Here is a 17,939-nt window from a genome sequence, read left to right as displayed (position 1 = left end):
AGAAATTATATGACTATATAATCCATATATGCATTATATTAACCGAATTTTTTTAAAGTACAATAAAAAATATAAAATTTTTATAACATTTTTTTGAATATAGTATTAATTATTTATTTTTCTTGATTAATTTTATTAGGATTTCGAATGTAAAGTTATGAAAGCATTGATTTTTGATAGTTCTTCATCACTAGATTTTTTCTTCGTTTATTTAATTTCATATGAGGATAGTGTTGGACCGTTTATAAGATATTCTCCGCCTCAGTATCAGGTTACATTTCTACAATATTTAGCTGAATGTTTTAAAAACAAGCGCGATAATGTAAAAAGAAACATAAAAAAACCTGTTTTCCACGAAAACAGGTTTAGCGTTTTTATTGATTTGCCAAAATAACTGCAATGTGATCCTCAATGTCTTTGCCATCCGAGTCATCAATCAAACCGTTTAGAAGAATAGAGAAAACAAGCGTTTTTCCGCTCTTTGTTTCTGCATAGCCAGACAGAGAGCTGACAGTGCTTAACGACCCGGTCTTTGCCCTTATCTTTCCTTCTGCCGGGGTGTCTTTCATGCGGTTTCTTAGCGTCCCGCCTACCAGTCTGTCACTGTTCCCCGCTTCCGGCAGAGCATGCAGATAAGGTTGAAACCACTTTTCATCTTGAATGTCATATAACAGCTTTGTGATTTGGTCTGATGATACGGCGTTGATATGAGAGACCCCCGAACCATCCCTCAAAATAAGTGTTTTGGGATCAACGCTGAAATTCGGAAGCGTACTGTTTAGCACTTCAAGCCCTTTTTCCCAGCTGCCCTCTCCTTTTTCCGCTTTCCCCATCTCTTTTACAAGTACCTCGGCGTGTCCGTTATTGCTTAATTTCATAAAAGGAAGAAATAGCTTTGACAAAGGCATTGAGTGATGAGTGGCCAGTACGTCTGAAGAGTCGGGCGCTGTGCCCATTATGATTTTCCCTTTTACTGTTATGCCTTGTTTTTTAAGAGCCTGCTTAAATAAATCTAAAGCATATCCTGCCGGCTCCCAGACGGAAATCCACTCTTTTGTTTTGCTCGCATCAACCGGTATGCTCCCTTTAATCGTAATAGTGTTGGTTCCATGTTCTCTTTCGATAGAAAGATCTTTCTTTTTTCCCGCATCAACTGTTTTCGCCTCATTCTCAATCGCTACATAATCCGTTTTTGGTGACACTGATATTGCTGGCTTTTGTCCTTCTTTCTTTCCCGGACTGGCTTCTACTATCACAGTGCCTGCATCATAGTCCTCATTTGGAGACGCTGTCAGTGCGGAAATTTGCGCGCCGTAATAAGTGTACTCATCACTCCATGGCAAATCAGGCGAATAGCGGATATGATCATACCATGAGTCATCGGCGACAAGATTGCCTTTTATGGACTTGATGCCGGATTTTTTCAGCTTTTCGGCCATTTGATCAAAATCAGCTGGTAAAAGTGTCGGATCTCCTTTTCCTTTCAGATAAAGGTTGCCATTCAGCTTTTGTCCTTTGAGGCGGCCGTCTGTCCGCACTTCTGTTGTGAAAGAAAAATCCTCACCGAGAACAGAAAGTGCCGCGGCGGCTGTAAAAAGCTTCAAAGAAGAGGCGGGTCTCATCCGGACATCCCCTAAATGGTCATATATGACGTCGCCTGTTTCTGCAGAACGGACAGTAATGCCGGCCATTGCGCCTTTTAAAGCAGGTTCATTGGCTAAAATGGTTTCAATCTGCCCGGCAAGTGTATCCTGTTCTTCAGCCGCATGTGCAGCATGATGCATATATGGAATGGAAGCAAAGATGAAAAGCAGCAATATTACAAAATAAAGCTTCATGCTTTTTCTCATTTTCTTATCCCGCCTCTCCTGAATGGCTAACGATGATTACGCTCAATCGTGATGCTGCTTTTTACTGTCTTCTCTTCACCAGGCTCTAACACTTGTAAGCCGGTGAGTGACGAAGAGAGATCAAGGTTAACTGCGTTTGTCACCCATGTATAAGGCTCCGGGCACAAATACCCTTGTGTTCCATCTGCATTATACACAACCCAATGCTTAAATTGTTCATCCGCCTTGTAGATCATATTCAGGTGTGCATGCTGATGGTAAATGACAGCCTGATTTTCTCCCCCTCTCTTCTGATAAGAAGATAAAAAGACATCATCAAGCTGCTGCCGTAAGAGCATTCCTTCGTGCAAAGCTTCCTGATTCGGTATATCAATCAGCTTTCCGGTCGGCAATAAACGTTCATCCAATTCCCATTGCTGATCAGCAGTAAGAGAAAATAAAGAGCTCTCTTCCGGGAAAACGAAGGTCGTATGATAACCAAGCCCCCAAGGAAATGCATCCTTCCCTTTATTCATGATCGTGGCATGCTTATAAAGAGTGTTATCTATTAAAATGTATGTCATCCGTACAACAGCATGATGCGGAAATTGTTTATAAACATGGGGAATCTCCGAAAGATCAATTTCAGTTTCTATGATCACTTCTTCGTCTGTTTGTTTCATTGTTATGATGTCCCACTTTGTGTCATAGAGAAAGCCGTGAAGGTGATGGTGTTTATCCTTTTCATTGATATCAAAATGATACGTTCTGCCCCGGAAGGTGAACGTTCCGTCACTTATGCGGTTAGGCGGAAACAAAATGGGAATTCCATACAATGTAGGTGTGTCATGAAAGCTTTCAGTTGTTTCCGGTTCTCGTAAAAGGTGCATCTTTGTTTCTTTGTCTACGAGAGAAATGACGTTGCTGCCCCACTCAGGCACGACTATTATTTCCAAATGCTCATTACCCGCTTTGACAGCTGGTGTTCCTAAATACGTCATCTTTTCAATATAATTTGTCATGTGTACTCAACCTCTCCTTAATTCAATGCTTATATATGAATTCAATTCAGTGTGCACTATTTCCTCCATTTTATGTTTTCCCTTTAGTCTTTAAGTAAACAAAAAACACCATTCAAAATGAACGGTGTTCTCTTGGAGTTTATTGAATCAGACGTGTAATCTGCTTCTTTTTCCAAATGAATTGATAATACCCGTAAATCAAAAGCAAACTCACGGCAAATGCTGCCGGATAGCCTACCCAAATGCCGAGTATTTCAAGATTTGTATAGTGAGACAGAACAAACGCGACCGGCACTTCGATTCCCCAGATGGCGAAAATACTGATGAGGGTCGGCCATAAAACCGTTCCGCTTGCACGCATCGTCGCAGAAATAATTTGGGCATTCCCAAACAGCAAATAGCTCCATAACGTAATCATCAAAAGCCTGTGTGCAATGTAAAGGGTATCTTTCTCGGTCAAAAATAATGCTAAAATCTGATGTGCAAAAAGATAGATAAGGAGGATCAGCACACCGCCAATGATATAATTCAGCCAAATGCCGACCCGAATGACTTGCTTTAACCGGTCAAACTCATTCGCTCCAATAGATTGAGCGGCGAAAATAGACACCGCGATCCCCAGACTGACAGCCGGCATTTGCACATAGCTGGCTACCTGATTGACCACGCCATATGCTGCGGTTGCATCAGAGCCATAATGATTGACGAATGAAATGACCGCTATTTCCGATAGTGAGACGAGAATCATGTTAATGCTTGACGGAATACCAAGACGCAGCAGAAGCGCCAGCAGTTCCTTATCCATTTTCAAATAACGCCGCACTGTCTTATCAAATTGCAGCGGGTGTTTCGTTTTCCGCAGATACACCAACAATACGATAAAGGTCACAATTGTAGAAATAACGGTTGCGTAAGCAGAGCCGTAAATGCCCAGCTTCGGCAAGCCGAACATACCGAGAATTAAGATCGGTAAAAGTGCTATATTGATGACTGTGCTTACAATCAATGTATAAAAAGGTGTCTTAGAATCTCCTGTCCCCCGCAAGAATGTGGTATAAGCAAAATATAAAAACATAAACGGCATTGCGCAAAATAAGATACGCGCATAGCTGACACTGACATGAATTACATTTTCCGGCGTGCCCATGAGACGCAGAATATCTAAGGTGAATATACTGCCGATCACAGCTAACACAATTCCTAATAAAAAGGTGAATGTCAGCGTTGTTCCGACAACGGCCTTTAACCGTTCCTCATTTTTTGCCCCATAGGCTTGCCCGATAAGAATGGAACTGCCGGAACCGATGCCGATCGTAAATGAAATGAGAAGAAAAAACAGCGGGAAAAAGGATGAGACAGCTGCAAGCGCATCTACGCCAAGCCATCTGCCCACAGCGACCATCCCGACTAATTGGCCCACTGATTGCAGCACATTGCTCAGAAGAAGCGGTACTAAAAATAGTGACATTGACCGCCAAACAGATGGATTGCTTTTCTTCTTAGATACGGGATTTTCTTGTAATGTTTCCATATGAATGACTCCTTTATTTAAACTCGTTTCACTAACGTGCTCCCGTTTCTTTTGAAATGAACACGACATGCAACATGTATCTATTCACCACAGTACTTATAAAACCCTTCCCGATTCTCCTATTTTTACACATTTTTCAATCTGCCAGAATAAACTAGTGCGATACAGCATAGTCTTTTGGTGAGATGAAAGAATAAAAAATAATTTATGCAAAAGTATTGTAATCTAAACGTAACTATTGTAACATTTGTAACATAAGAGAAAGAGATTTTAAAGGAGAGAGCCACATTGAAAAAATATCTTCTATTTCTAACCACTATTGCACTTATTCTGTCATTAAACACAAATGCATTTGCGAAAAACACATCCGGGGATTTATCACAAAAACAAGCATTGCAGCTGGCACTAACAGCAAGAGAGCATTTTTGGACTACAATGAGCGGACACAATCCAAAAGCGAAAAAAGCAGTTTGCCCATCAGGCACATTCGAGCATCAAAACCTTCAGTACGTATACATGTGCAGTGACCTTGGTACAAAAGAAAAAGCTGTGAATTACTTAACACCTATTTTCTCAAAAACAGCGATTGAAAAAGGCTTTAAAGACTATCATTTCGTTGTCTCAAAAGGAAAACTGGCTGTTCCGGTCGGTGACGGAGACAATCTCTTAAATTGGAAAAAATCAACCGCTAAACTCATTTCTAAAAAAGGCGGTACAGTCACATATGAATTTACCGTTCCTACTTTGGACGGATCACCTTCAGCAAAACGGAAAGTGACATTTGTAAAAGAGAATAAAAAGTGGAAAGTAAATCGCTTTGACGCAGTTATATAAGAAAAAACGCCCGTTTTTCTCGGGCGTTTTTTATGTTCAGCATAAAAAAGCAACGGACGTATCGTCCATTGCCCTTTTGTTTTATTACGCTCTAGGAGAGATTCGAACTCCCGACCTGCAGTTTAGGAAACTGCTGCACTATCCGCTGTGCTACTAGAGCATTTTTAATATCTATATAGTAGCTCCGATTGTCACGATTTTCAAGCGATTTGATTTACAGCCCTCCAAATACCTTATAAGCAGCTCTTGTTGTATCTTCATCGATTCCAATATAACGCATTGTAATTGAAGGTGATGAATGATTAAGAATCCTCTGCAGCTCAGCGATATCTTTTGTCCGCTGGTAGAAATGATAGCCAAATGTTTTCCGGAGCGTATGGGTCCCTATTTCCTCAAGTCCGCACGCTTCGGCTGCCTCTCTTAAAATTCTGTATGCCTGAATGCGTGAAATTGGCTTTCTGGTTCGGACAGATTTAAAGAGATATTCATTTTCTTTCATGTCTTTCGTATACTCGTATATTTCTGCTTTCAAAGATTCTAAAATGAGAATCTTCCTTTTCTTTTTTGTTTTGCTTTCAGTCGCCCATAAATGGTCTTTATTTCTGACATCTTTCACTTGAAGCGGCAAAATATCAGAAATTCGGAGCGCGCTGTTAATGCCGAAAATAAATAAAAAATAATCACGCTTGTTTTTGCTGCGTAAATACTGTTTCACATCTTGAATTTTCTCTAAACTGCGGATCGGCTGTACAATATGCATCAAAAAACTCCTTAAAAACCATTATGTAACGTTTTGAGGTCTATGTTACTATTATAGCGGAAAAACGTTGAATGTCAAAGTTCGGAGGCATTTATGTAACATAATATACATAGTGTTACATAAGTAGAAAAAAGATCTCTTGAAACGCCCTATCTTCTGAAATGACATTTACAGGCTCATATAAAGCTTTTTCGACTCCTGAGACAAATCATTCTAACCCTTCCCGAAAAAGCTCTTAAAACGCAATATGACGCTTTTCTTTTCGAGATGCTCTCAAAAAAAGATGCAAAAAAAGACACAATTTCAAATTGTGTCCTAATCCTCATCCTTTACATCAATATCTTCGGGGATCGGTTCATTTAATATTTCTTGCACGAGCGCTTTGTAATTTTCCAGCTGTTCGAGATGCGTTTTGAACTGTCCCTTATAAATCAAAAATTGCTCACCGTCATGAACGGCCCTGATTTTTCCTTCGAGCACCAAACTTTTAATATAATCCTCTGAAAGATTTGCATATTCTGCTGTTTCTTTAATCGTTAAATACATATAGCATTCCTTTCTTAATCCGTATGCTGTTTCTACTATAGCACATGACTTACCCCAATATAATCAATTTCACACAGAAATAAGGCCGGATGATAAAGATTATATACCATTTGTCACTTGTGAAACCGCTGTATTTTTTTTACGCTAAGATTGTAACATAACAGCTTAATAGGAGGGAAAACATGAAAAAAACGTGGAACGTCTGTTTAGCAGCCCTGCTTAGTGTTCTGTTAGTCGCTGGAAGTGCTCCATTTCACGCGGAAGCTAAAAAGCCGCCCAAAGGCTATGACGAGTACAAACAAGTAGATGTAGGCAAAGACGGAATGGTTGCAACTGCGCATCCTCTTGCTTCAGAGATCGGAGCTGACGTCCTGAAAAAAGGCGGAAATGCCATTGACGCGGCGGTTGCCATTCAGTTTGCGCTTAATGTCACAGAACCGATGATGTCAGGTATTGGCGGCGGCGGTTTTATGATGGTGTATGACGGAAAAACAAGAGATACGACGATCATTGACAGCCGTGAACGCGCTCCCGCAGGCGCAACTCCGGATATGTTTCTCGATGAAAACGGCAAAGCGATACCCTTCTCCGAACGTGTCACAAAAGGTACTGCCGTTGGTGTTCCGGGTACACTGAAAGGGCTGGAAAAAGCCTTGGATAAATGGGGAACCCGTTCGATGAAACAATTAATTTCCCCCTCTATTAAACTCGCTGATAAAGGCTTTCCGATTGATTCAGTGTTAGCAGATGCGATTTCTGATTATCAGGAAAAATTATCACGGACTGCCGCTAAGGATGTATTTCTGCCGAATGGCGAGCCGCTTAAAGAAGGCGATACGCTCATTCAAAAAGATCTGGCCAAAACCTTTAAGCTCATTCGTTCGAAAGGCATAGACGCCTTTTACGAAGGCAGATTTGCCAAAGCCCTTTCTGACACTGTTCAGGATTTTGGGGGATCAATGACCGAAGAAGATTTAGAAAATTATGACATTACAATTGACGAACCAATTTGGGGAGAATATCAAGGCTATCAAATCGCAACGACTCCTCCTCCAAGCTCTGGCGGCGTGTTTTTGCTGCAAATGCTGAACATTCTCGATGATTTTAACCTTTCACAATATGATATCCGCTCATGGGAAAAATACCATCTGCTCGCTGAAACCATGCATTTGTCTTACGCTGACCGCGCGGCTTATGCAGGCGATCCCGAATTTGTAAATGTTCCTCTCAAAGGTTTGCTTCACCCCGACTATATAAAAGAGCGCCAGCAATTAATCAGTTTAGATGAAGTCAACAAAAAACCAAAAGCCGGTGATCCTTGGAAATACGAAGAAGGAACCGCAAACTATAAGCAAGTCGAACAGCCGAATGATAAAGTAGACGGCCAAACGACACACTTTACCGTCGCGGACCGCTGGGGCAATGTTGTTTCCTATACCACAACAATTGAACAGCTGTTTGGAACAGGCATTATGGTTCCTGATTACGGCGTCATTTTAAACAATGAACTAACAGATTTTGATGCGGTTCCAGGCGGAGCCAACGAAGTTCAGCCGAACAAACGGCCGTTAAGCAGCATGACGCCGACGATTTTGTTTAAAGATGACAAACCAGTTCTCACCGTCGGATCTCCTGGAGGGGCAACGATTATTTCTTCCGTGCTGCAAACCATCCTCTATAATATAGAATATGGAATGGAGTTAAAAGCAGCGGTTGAAGAGCCGAGAATTTACACAAACAGTATGAGCTCCTACAGATACGAAGACGGAGTTCCAGAGGATGTACTCAGCAAATTAAAAGACATAGGCCATAAATTCGGCACAAGTCCAGTGGACATCGGAAACGTGCAAAGCATTTTTATCGACCGTGAAAACGGCACCTTCAAAGGAGTAGCCGATTCAAGCAGAAACGGCGCAGCAATCGGAATTAATTTAAAACATAAATAAAAAAGAAAAACTGTACTCATTTTTGCCGAGTACAGTTTTTTTGCTGTGAACGATTAATCTTGCCTATGGTCCTCGCATACTCCTTAACGGTCGGTACGAATACCTTTCAATATAACATCCAGACATGTGCCAGATAACAATTCGAAACACATAAAGGTTTGATCAGCTAATCAATTCATAGACCTTAAAGCTTCTTTGTTTTTTTGAAAACAGTCTCTCCAGCTTACGAAAACAAAAATCTATCCCTCATCCCCTCTGCTATTGTTGAATCTTCTCTTCTTGATTAGACTGATGGGATAAATTTGGTTTCGTTCAATTCTGCAATAAACCGCTGAAATGCACTGGTCATAAAAAAGTCTTTTCTGTAAATAAACACGATCGTCATATCCTGATATGATGCGGGAAGCTGGTGAACGTACACCCTTTGGCGATGGACAGAGCAGGCAATGGCCGACTTTGGCAGCAGCGCCGTTCCCAAACCAGCGGAAACTCCTCTGATAACGGCTTCCAATGTGCCAAATTCTATAATTTTTTGCTGTTGAATACCGGCTTCCTCCAATAATCTTTTGACCCTATCTCGATGAGAGCAGCCGGTTCCAAAAAAGAGCATCGGCAGCCGAAGCATGTCCTCTATTGCCCCTTCCTCCGGTGAAATCAACACCAATTCCTCATGGGAAACAGGAATTTGTTTGATATCCATGTATTCAACAGGACCGTACACAAAAGCGCCATCCACCTTATGATCTAGAACTTGCTGAACCAAGCTGTGCGTATCACCTGTGTTCACTGATAAATCAACTTCAGGAAAACGTCTAAGGAATGAAGCTGCATGTTCAGGCAGGTGAGTGACCGCTGTTGTTTCCAATGCTCCAAGCCGCAACGGCCCTTTCGGATGCTGACTTAACTGCGCTGATTTCTCAGCTTCGTCTAATAATGATAAAACTTGATCTGCGTATTGTAATAGGTTTTGCCCTGCAGCCGTTAACTTCATTCCACGATTTGTCCGGTGAAATAACTTGATATTCAGATCTGTCTCAAGCTTATGGATTCTGGCTGTTACATTAGATTGAACATAATTCAGCTGCCGGGCTGCTTTTGTTATACTTCCTTCACGGGCAACAGCCCGGAATATCTTTAATTCTCCGCTTTCCACACGCTGTCACCTTCTTGCTATGATTAAAAGTGATACCGGCAATCATTTTTGTTCATTTTACTTGAAGAAAACCGCTGTGTAAAATATGTGAAGATCATAGATTACGAGGAATATAGGAGGCAGACGGCATGAAAGCGGTTATTCATAACGGAAAAAGCGGACTTCGGGGGTTAGCGTATCAGGACCTCTCTTCTCAAAATCCCGGATACGGAGAAGTGAAAGTCAAGTTGAAAACGGCGGGATTAAATCACCGGGACCTGTTTCTCATGAAAAATAAAACTGAACAAGATCCTGAGTTTATTCTGGGCTCTGACGGTGCTGGCATTATTGAAGCGGTCGGTGAAGGTGTAGATGATCTGGCTGTTCAAACAGAAGTGGTGATTTTACCGACTTTGAATTGGAAAGTAACAGATGATGTACCTCCTGTTCCGGATATTTTGGGAGGCCCTTCAAACGGAACACTTGCTGAATATGTGATCATTCCTTCACAAAACGCAGTAAAAAAACCTTCTTATCTATCCTGGGAGGAAGCAGGCGTGTTGCCATTATCAGCTCTGACCGCATATCGAGCACTTTTTACAAAGGCCCAATTAAAAAAAGGCGAGCATATTTTGATACCCGGAATTGGAAGCGGCGTTGCAACCTACGCGCTAGTAATGGCTAAAGCGATTGGAGCAACTGTAAGCGTAACTTCTCGAAGCGAGGAAAAAAGAAAAAGAGCAATACAATTAGGTGCTGACCACGCTTTTGACAGTTACAGCAATTGGTCTGAACATCTTCAAGGACAAAAAGCTGATGTCATTCTCGATAGCATAGGACCGGCCCTCTTTTCAGAATACTTTGATCATGTTAAACCGAATGGCCGTATTGTCAGCTTTGGTGCAAGTTCGGGTGATAATCTCAGTTTTCCGCTGCGTTCTTTATTCTTTCCGCAAATCAATATATTGGGAACGTCGATGGGTAGCAGTGATGAATTTCATAAAATGCTGCATTTCATGGAAAAACATAAACTTCGGCCCGTGCTTGACCGGACATATCCTATAGAACAAGCACATGAAGCATATACCAGAATGCAGGAAGGCAGCCAGTTTGGGAACATCGGGATCACAATAGATTAAAAAAGAAACCGGCTGACAAACAGTCCGGTTTCTTTTTTTATATAATCCCCTTTATTTACGGCAGAACTGAACTCCCCATCAAATATCGGTCAACTTCACGCGCCACTTCACGGCCTTCATTAATTGCCCATACGATTAAACTTTGGCCTCTTCTTGCATCCCCTGCGGCGAAAACACCATCGATATTTGTTTTATAATCCCCATATGCTGCGCTGATTTTGTTGTTATTAGAATCAACACCAAATTGTTTTAAAAGCGGCTGTTCTGTGCCTTCAAAGCCGATAGCGATAAAGACGAGCTGAGCAGGCCATACTTTTTCAGTTCCAGGCAGCTCGCGGAACTCGTATTTTCCATGCTCATTTTTCACTTTCTCCATTTGAATCGTATGGAGCTCTTTCAATTTGCCGTTTTTATCGGCAACCAATTTTTTTGTTTGGATCGAATATTCTCTCGGGTCTCTTCCGAATTTTGCTTCTGCTTCTTCATATGCATATTCAAGCGTAAAGACGTGCGGCTGTTCAGGCCACATATTATCATTCGTGCGAGCCGGAGGAAGTTTCGGGTGTTTGCCGAATTGGTGCACACTTTTGGCTTTTTGGCGCAAAGCGGTAGCCACACAGTCAGCTCCTGTGTCTCCGCCTCCGATCACGATAACATCTTTCCCCTTCGCATCAATGAATCGCTTGTCTTTAAAGTTAGAATCTAAATAGCTTTTTGTAGCAAGCGTCAAGTAATCCATCGCGTAGTGAACACCTTTTGATTCGCGCCCCTCGATTAACAGATCCCGCTGTTTTTGAGCACCTGTGCAAAGGATTACGGAATCAAATTGCTCTTTCAGCTCATCGGCCGTTATATCAACGCCAATTTCCGTATTTGTAACAAAATCGATTCCTTCTTGCGTCAGCAACTTAATACGGCGTTCGACAATTCCTTTTTCAAGTTTCATGTTTGGAATGCCGTAAGTTAAAAGTCCGCCCGCTCTGTCTGCGCGTTCAAATACAGTGACAGAATGTCCAGCTTGGTTCAGCTGGTCAGCACTCGCAAGTCCGGCTGGACCCGACCCAACGATGGCAACTTTTTTGCCTGTTCGTTTTTTCGGTATTCTAGGCTGAATCCAGCCATTCTCAAACCCTTTATCAATAATGGTCCGTTCAATATTCTTAATCGATACGGCCGGGTCGGAAATCGCTAGTGTACATGACCCTTCACAAGGAGCGGGACAAACCCGCCCTGTGAATTCAGGAAAGTTGTTTGTTTTTACAAGCCGTTCTAATGCTTCTTTCCATCTGCCTCGGTAGACAAGATCGTTCCATTCAGGAATTAAGTTGTAAATCGGACAGCCGGATGTAAATCCGTTAATGTCGGCACCGATCTGGCAAAACGGTGTACCGCAATCCATACACCGCGCCCCCTGCCGTTTCGACGCTTCTTCTGAAAAAGGAGCAGAATATTCCTTCCAGTCCTTTAAGCGAGTGAGAGGGTCTCGCTCAGCTGGTTTTTCTCGTTTGATTTCCATAAATCCAGTTGGTTTCCCCATGTTCCTCTCCCCTTCCTTACTGTACTACCGCTTGTTTTTGTCCCGCCGGCGCTTTTTTCTGCTTTGGTTTCGTATTGGCTTCAAACGCGTACATGACGGCTTCTTCCTCAGATAAGCCCGCAGCTTTTTGCTCTTCGATGCTCGCAAGCATTTGTTTATAGTTTTTCGGAATCACTTTAATGAATGTTTTCACGCTGTCTTCCCACTGTTCAAGCAGGTCTGCTGCTTTTTGGCTGTTTGTATACGAAGCATGCTTTTCAAGCATTGCTTTAACTTGCTGAATTTCTTTTTCATCCTCTAATGACTCAAACAAAATCATTTCAAGGTTGCATTTGCGTCTAAATGCCTTTACATCTTCGGCCAATACATACGCGATTCCGCCGGACATACCAGCCGCGAAGTTTTTGCCGACATCACCCAGTACGACAACACTTCCGCCTGTCATGTATTCACAGCCGTGATCACCGATGCCTTCAACAACAACATTCACACCGCTGTTCCGAACGGCAAAGCGTTCACCTGCACGGCCGTTAATATATGCTTCCCCGCTCGTCGCGCCATAGAATGCTACGTTGCCGATAATTACATTATCATGTGATTCGGAGTTGAATCCTTCCGGTGATTTGACAATGATTTTTCCGCCAGACAGACCTTTTCCGACGTAGTCATTTGAATCTCCGTCTAAATAAAGCGTCATGCCTTTTGGAACGAACGCTCCAAAGCTTTGGCCGGCTGATCCTGTGAATTGCAGCTTAATCGTATCTTCCGGAAGTCCTTCTTCGCCGTAACGTTTCGAAATTTCACTGCCTGTTACAGTGCCTGCTACACGGTTTGTGTTATTGATTTCGACTGAAATATCAGCTTCTTTTCCCGATTCGATGGCATCTTTTACAGCAGGAAGAATCGTTGTGATATCGAGCGATTGATCAATTTTATGGTTTTGCGGCGTTTGGAATGTCCGTACGCCTTCCGGCTGATAAAGAAGTGTGGACAAATCAAGCTGGCTCGCTTTCCAATGCGCCTTTGCCCGCTCACTCACGTTAAGTGCGTCAGTGCGGCCGATCATTTCATCGAAAGTTTTAAAACCTAATGCAGCCATGTATTCACGGACTTCTTCAGCAATAAACAACATGTAGTTCACAATATGATCAGGATCTCCCATGAACTTTTTGCGAAGTTCAGGATTTTGAGTCGCTACCCCGACAGGACATGTATCCAAATGGCAGGCGCGCATCATAACACAGCCGAGAACAACTAACGGAGCAGTTGCGAAACCGAATTCTTCAGCGCCGAGCAATGCGGCCATGACGACGTCCCGGCCTGTCATAAGCTTTCCGTCTGTTTCTAATACAACACGATCACGGAGTCCGTTCAGCATTAAGGTTTGGTGCGCTTCTGCAAGGCCAAGCTCCCACGGAAGCCCTGTATGTTTAATGCTTGTTTTAGGTGAAGCACCTGTACCTCCGTCGTAACCGCTGATAACGATGACATCTGCAGTTGCTTTAGCAACACCCGCAGCGATCGTTCCGACACCAGCTTTTGAGACCAGCTTCACGCTGATTCTTGCATCACGGTTCGCATTTTTTAAATCGTGAATCAGCTGGGCTAAATCCTCGATTGAATAAATGTCATGGTGCGGAGGCGGTGAAATCAATCCGACCCCAGGTGTTGATCCGCGGACATCGGCAACCCAAGGATACACTTTATTGCCTGGCAGCTGTCCGCCTTCTCCCGGTTTTGCGCCTTGCGCCATTTTAATCTGCAGCTCATCGGCATTGACTAAGTAATGGCTCTTTACACCGAATCGTCCGGATGCAATTTGTTTGATCGCGCTTCTTCTGTCATCGCCGTTTTCATCAGGCACAAAGCGTTTTGGATCTTCTCCGCCTTCACCGCTGTTGCTTTTTCCGCCCAGGCGGTTCATCGCAATCGCTAATGCTTCGTGGGCTTCCTTGCTTAATGATCCAAATGACATCGCACCTGTTTTAAAACGTTTGACAATCGATTCAGCAGATTCTACTTCCTCCACTTTTAGAGGCTTGCGGTTTTCGTCAAATGAGAACAAGTTTCGCAGGAATCCGATTCGTTCTTCATCTGCCGCTTTCGTATATTGTTTAAACAGATTGTAATCATTTCTGCGGCACGCCCATTGCAAGGTGTGAATCGTTTTCGGGTTAAATGCGTGATGCTCTCCGCCGTTTCTCCATTGGAAGTCACTTCCCGGTTCAAGCGTTTTGCTGTAGTCATCTTTATACGCTTCCTGGTGGCGGCGCTGCGCCTCTTCGGCAATGGTATTTAAGTCAATGCCGCCGAGCTGTGATGCTGTTCCCGTAAAATAACGGTCAATCACGTCACGGCTGATTCCTACCGCTTCAAAGATTTGGGCGCCCCTGTAGCTCTGTACAGTAGAAATCCCCATCTTCGACATCACTTTTACGACACCTTCGGTAATGCTTTTTCCATACTTGCTGACCGCTTCTTCATAGCTGATATCCAAACGGCCTTCATCAATTTCCTGCTTGTAGGTCGCATATGCCAGATAAGGATTGACAGCGTCGGCTCCATAGCCGATTAGAGCTGCGAAGTGATGAACTTCACGTGCTTCTCCCGATTCAACGATAATGCTGACTTTCGTGCGCAATCCTTTTCGGATTAAATGCTGGTGCAGTGCGCTGACTGCTAACAGCGGCGGAATTGGCGTTAACTGCTCATTCATTGCTCTATCGGACAAAATCAAAAGACTGACGCCTTGGCTGATTGCTTTCTCAGCTTGGGTGAACATGTCTTTTAACCCGCGTTCAAGATCTTCTGAAAACAGCACATTCATTTTTTGGCTTCTTAAATCAGGATGGACGATGGTTTTCAGCGCATAAAACTGCTCATTGGATAACACGGGTGTATACAGCTTGATTCGGCGGACGTTCCGTTCATTCGGATGAAGGAGATCGCCTTCTGCTCCGAGCCAAGTCATTGTTGAAGTCACGAGCTGCTCGCGAATCGCGTCAATCGGCGGGTTGGTAACCTGTGCAAACAATTGCTTAAAATAGTTAAACAGCGATTGCGGGCGATCAGACAAAACAGCAAGCGGCGAATCGTTCCCCATTGAGCCGAGAGGATCTTTTCCTTCTTTAATAACAGGAATTAAATATTTTTGAATATCCTCATATGTGTATCCAAACGCTTTCTGACGCGTAAGAAGATCCGTGAACTGCTCTTCCTCTCTTGTTTCCGGATCAGGATTCACTTGCACAAGCTCTTCCTCAAGCCATTTTTGGTACGGATATTCAGTTGCGATTTGTGTTTTTACTTCTTCATCAGAAATAATGCGGCCTTCTTCCAGGTCAATTAAAAGCATTTTTCCTGGTTCAAGGCGGTTTTTATATAAAACGTTTTCCTGTTCAACCTCAATAACGCCGACCTCAGATGAGAAAATAATATAATCATCTTTTGTCACATAATAACGGGCCGGACGTAAACCATTTCGGTCGAGTATTGCGCCGATTTGTTTTCCGTCAGTAAATGAAATGGCCGTCGGACCGTCCCAAGGCTCCATTAATGAGCTGTGATACTCATAAAACGCTCTTTTTTCTTTAGACATGTGCGTATTTTCTGTCCATGGCTCAGGAATCAGCATCATCGCCGTATGTGCCGGCTTGCGTCCCGCCATAACGAAAAACTCAAATGCGTTATCTAAAATGGAAGAGTCACTGCCGTCAGCATTCAGAATCGGAAGAATTTTATTGAGATCCTCACCAAAACTTTCAGACACAAATTGCTGTTCGCGTGCTCTCATCCAGTTGATATTTCCTCGAAGGGTGTTAATCTCACCATTGTGAACCAAATAACGGTTTGGGTGTGCTCTTTCCCATGTAGGGAAGGTATTAGTGCTGAAGCGTGAATGAACTAGTGCAAAAGCGGATACGAATGCCTCATCTTGCAGATCGGAATAAAACGCATCAACTTGTTCAGGTGTTAAAAGGCCTTTATAAACAATAGTTTGGCTTGAAAGACTGGCAAAATAAAAATCTAGACCTTCCGTTACTCCCCAGTTTTCAGCCTGTTTACGAATGACATACAATTTTCGCTCAAAGGACAAATCATCCTTCAGGTCAGAACTTGCGCCAATGAATACTTGACGGACAAACGGACAGCTTTTTTGTGCTACTGTTCCGATTTTTCCGACATTTATAGGTACAGTTCTCCATCCAATCACAACTTGGCCTTCCTGTTCAATCAGTGCATTGATTTGCTTTTCGATTTTTTTTCTTTCATCTTCCTTCTGCGAGAAAAAGACCATTCCTACCCCGTAACGTCCTTTTTCCGGCAGATTGATGTCTTTGCACTCTTTCTTAAAGAAAGCATCAGGGATTTGAACCAGTAAGCCGGCGCCGTCTCCCGTATCCGGATCACTGCCTTGACCTCCTCTGTGGTCGAGCTGGCAAAGCATCTGCAGCCCCTGTTTGACGATGTCATGTGTCGCCTTGCCTTTTAAGTGCGCATATAGGCCGATTCCGCATGCATCATGTTCAAATTCAGGACGGTAGAGACCTTGAGCTTTTGGCATTTGATTGTAAGTCATAATTCCTCTCCCCCGATCAGTTTCCGATAATACCGGTCATAAAATCTAACAACTCTAATATTATTGTAGGTTTTCAAAACGATATAAACAATATATAATTTAGATCAAAAGAATCTCAAAATGAGATAGATGGATGTGAGACTTACATGGAGCTGCGCCAACTGCGTTATTTTATGGAGGTTGCTGAACGTGAACACGTTTCAGAAGCCGCTGATTATCTGCATGTGGCCCAATCAGCAATCAGCAGACAAATTGCAAACCTTGAAGAAGAATTAAATGTTACTTTATTTGAGCGTGAAGGGAGAAATATCAAACTCACTCCGATTGGAAAAGAATTTTTAATTCATGTCAAAACAGCGATGAAAGCCATCGATTATGCAAAAGAACAAATTGATGAGTACCTTGACCCGCATCGCGGAACCGTAAAAATCGGCTTTCCTACAAGCCTCGCCAGTCAGCTTCTGCCGACTGTCGTTTCGGCATTTAAAGAAGAATATCCGCACGTAGAGTTTTTGCTGCGCCAAGGCTCTTATAAGTTTCTGATTGAAGCTGTCAGAAACCGCGATATCGATTTAGCGTTATTAGGCCCGGTGCCGACGAATTTTCCAGACATAGCAGGAAATATTTTATTCACGGAAAAAATTTACGCGCTTGTACCTTTAAATCATCCGCTCGCCAAACAAAAAACGGTCCATTTAATCGATTTGCGCAACGATCAATTTGTGTTGTTTCCGGAAGGATTTGTGCTCAGAAAAATGGCGATTGACTCTTGCAAACAAGCCGGGTTTGCCCCTCTTGTCTCTACGGAGGGTGAGGATTTGGACGCTATCAAAGGATTGGTGTCCGCAGGTATGGGTGTCACCCTTCTGCCGGAGAGCACTTTTGCGGAAACGACACCCCGATTTACTGTGAAAATTCCAATTGAGTTTCCTCAAGTGAAACGGACTGTCGGGATTATTAAGCCGAAAAACAGAGAGCTTGCACCGTCAGCGCAGGATTTTTATGAGTTTGTCATACAGTTTTTCTCGAAATTGGAACAGTATCAATAAAAAAGAACCCGAGCTTCTCTGGAGAAGTTCGGGTT

At 43.0% G+C, this 17,939-nt stretch carries 12 protein-coding genes and 1 tRNA gene; 4 read left to right on the top strand and 9 right to left on the bottom strand.

Going from position 1 to position 17,939, the window contains the following annotated elements:
* Positions 1-374: 374 nt before the first annotated feature.
* The 3 genes from dacB to LNN34_RS06160 all read right to left on the bottom strand — a co-directional run bounded on the left by dacB (position 375) and on the right by LNN34_RS06160 (position 4,382).
* Complete coding sequence (dacB, locus tag LNN34_RS06170; RefSeq protein WP_229042996.1) at positions 375-1,850, bottom strand: D-alanyl-D-alanine carboxypeptidase/D-alanyl-D-alanine-endopeptidase; 1,476 nt, start codon at positions 1,848-1,850, stop codon at positions 375-377.
* A 26-nt stretch (positions 1,851-1,876) separates the two neighbouring features.
* Complete coding sequence (galM, locus tag LNN34_RS06165; protein ID WP_229042995.1) at positions 1,877-2,851, bottom strand: aldose 1-epimerase; 975 nt, start codon at positions 2,849-2,851, stop codon at positions 1,877-1,879.
* Between the two features lie 139 nt (positions 2,852-2,990).
* Positions 2,991-4,382, bottom strand: a complete 1,392-nt coding sequence (locus LNN34_RS06160) for an MATE family efflux transporter (protein WP_059336512.1) — start codon at positions 4,380-4,382, stop codon at positions 2,991-2,993.
* Positions 4,383-4,670: 288 nt separating this feature from the next.
* Here LNN34_RS06160 and LNN34_RS06155 point away from each other — a divergent pair, with 288 nt between their 5' ends.
* Positions 4,671-5,216 carry an IseA DL-endopeptidase inhibitor family protein gene (locus tag LNN34_RS06155; RefSeq protein ID WP_229042994.1) on the top strand — a complete coding sequence of 182 codons (546 nt, stop codon included), beginning with the start codon at positions 4,671-4,673 and terminating at the stop codon, positions 5,214-5,216.
* A gap of 87 nt (positions 5,217-5,303) precedes the next feature.
* On the opposite strand, the gene LNN34_RS06150 is transcribed toward LNN34_RS06155, so the two are convergent.
* The 3 genes from LNN34_RS06150 to LNN34_RS06140 form a co-directional block, all read right to left on the bottom strand.
* Positions 5,304-5,376: transfer RNA gene (locus LNN34_RS06150), tRNA-Arg, on the bottom strand.
* Positions 5,377-5,430: 54 nt separating this feature from the next.
* Positions 5,431-5,976, bottom strand: coding sequence for a site-specific integrase (locus LNN34_RS06145; RefSeq protein WP_044155674.1), 546 nt, complete (start codon positions 5,974-5,976; stop codon positions 5,431-5,433).
* 315 nt (positions 5,977-6,291) lie between these two features.
* Complete coding sequence (locus LNN34_RS06140) at positions 6,292-6,522, bottom strand: excisionase family DNA-binding protein (RefSeq protein WP_024121629.1); 231 nt, start codon at positions 6,520-6,522, stop codon at positions 6,292-6,294.
* Between the two features lie 182 nt (positions 6,523-6,704).
* Between LNN34_RS06140 and ggt the strand changes: the two genes are divergently transcribed.
* On the top strand, positions 6,705-8,468 hold the full coding sequence (gene ggt, locus LNN34_RS06135) for a gamma-glutamyltransferase (protein ID WP_229042993.1): 1,764 nt from the start codon (positions 6,705-6,707) through the stop codon (positions 8,466-8,468).
* 283 nt (positions 8,469-8,751) lie between these two features.
* Here the strand turns inward: ggt and LNN34_RS06130 are convergent, their stop codons facing one another.
* Positions 8,752-9,621, bottom strand: coding sequence for a LysR family transcriptional regulator (locus LNN34_RS06130; RefSeq protein ID WP_059336514.1), 870 nt, complete (start codon positions 9,619-9,621; stop codon positions 8,752-8,754).
* 128 nt (positions 9,622-9,749) lie between these two features.
* Here LNN34_RS06130 and LNN34_RS06125 point away from each other — a divergent pair, with 128 nt between their 5' ends.
* A complete protein-coding gene (locus LNN34_RS06125; protein WP_059352523.1) occupies positions 9,750-10,739 on the top strand; it encodes a zinc-binding dehydrogenase in 990 nt (329 codons plus the stop codon).
* Positions 10,740-10,794: 55 nt separating this feature from the next.
* On the opposite strand, the gene gltD is transcribed toward LNN34_RS06125, so the two are convergent.
* Both gltD and gltB read right to left on the bottom strand, forming a co-directional pair.
* A complete protein-coding gene (gene gltD / locus LNN34_RS06120) occupies positions 10,795-12,276 on the bottom strand; it encodes a glutamate synthase small subunit (RefSeq protein ID WP_044155668.1) in 1,482 nt (493 codons plus the stop codon).
* Positions 12,277-12,292: 16 nt separating this feature from the next.
* Positions 12,293-16,855 carry a glutamate synthase large subunit gene (gene gltB, locus LNN34_RS06115; RefSeq protein ID WP_229042992.1) on the bottom strand — a complete coding sequence of 1,521 codons (4,563 nt, stop codon included), beginning with the start codon at positions 16,853-16,855 and terminating at the stop codon, positions 12,293-12,295.
* 146 nt (positions 16,856-17,001) lie between these two features.
* Between gltB and gltC the strand changes: the two genes are divergently transcribed.
* Entirely contained in the window at positions 17,002-17,904 is a 903-nt protein-coding gene (gene gltC, locus LNN34_RS06110; RefSeq protein ID WP_024121635.1) for a glutamate biosynthesis transcriptional regulator GltC, read from the top strand.
* Positions 17,905-17,939: the final 35 nt, after the last annotated feature.

The sequence above is a fragment of the Bacillus sp. AF23 genome (genome assembly GCF_020861455.1).
In the GTDB taxonomy this organism is placed as follows: Bacteria; Bacillota; Bacilli; order Bacillales; family Bacillaceae; genus Bacillus; species Bacillus halotolerans.
This window is presented reverse-complemented; position numbering and strand designations above follow the sequence as displayed.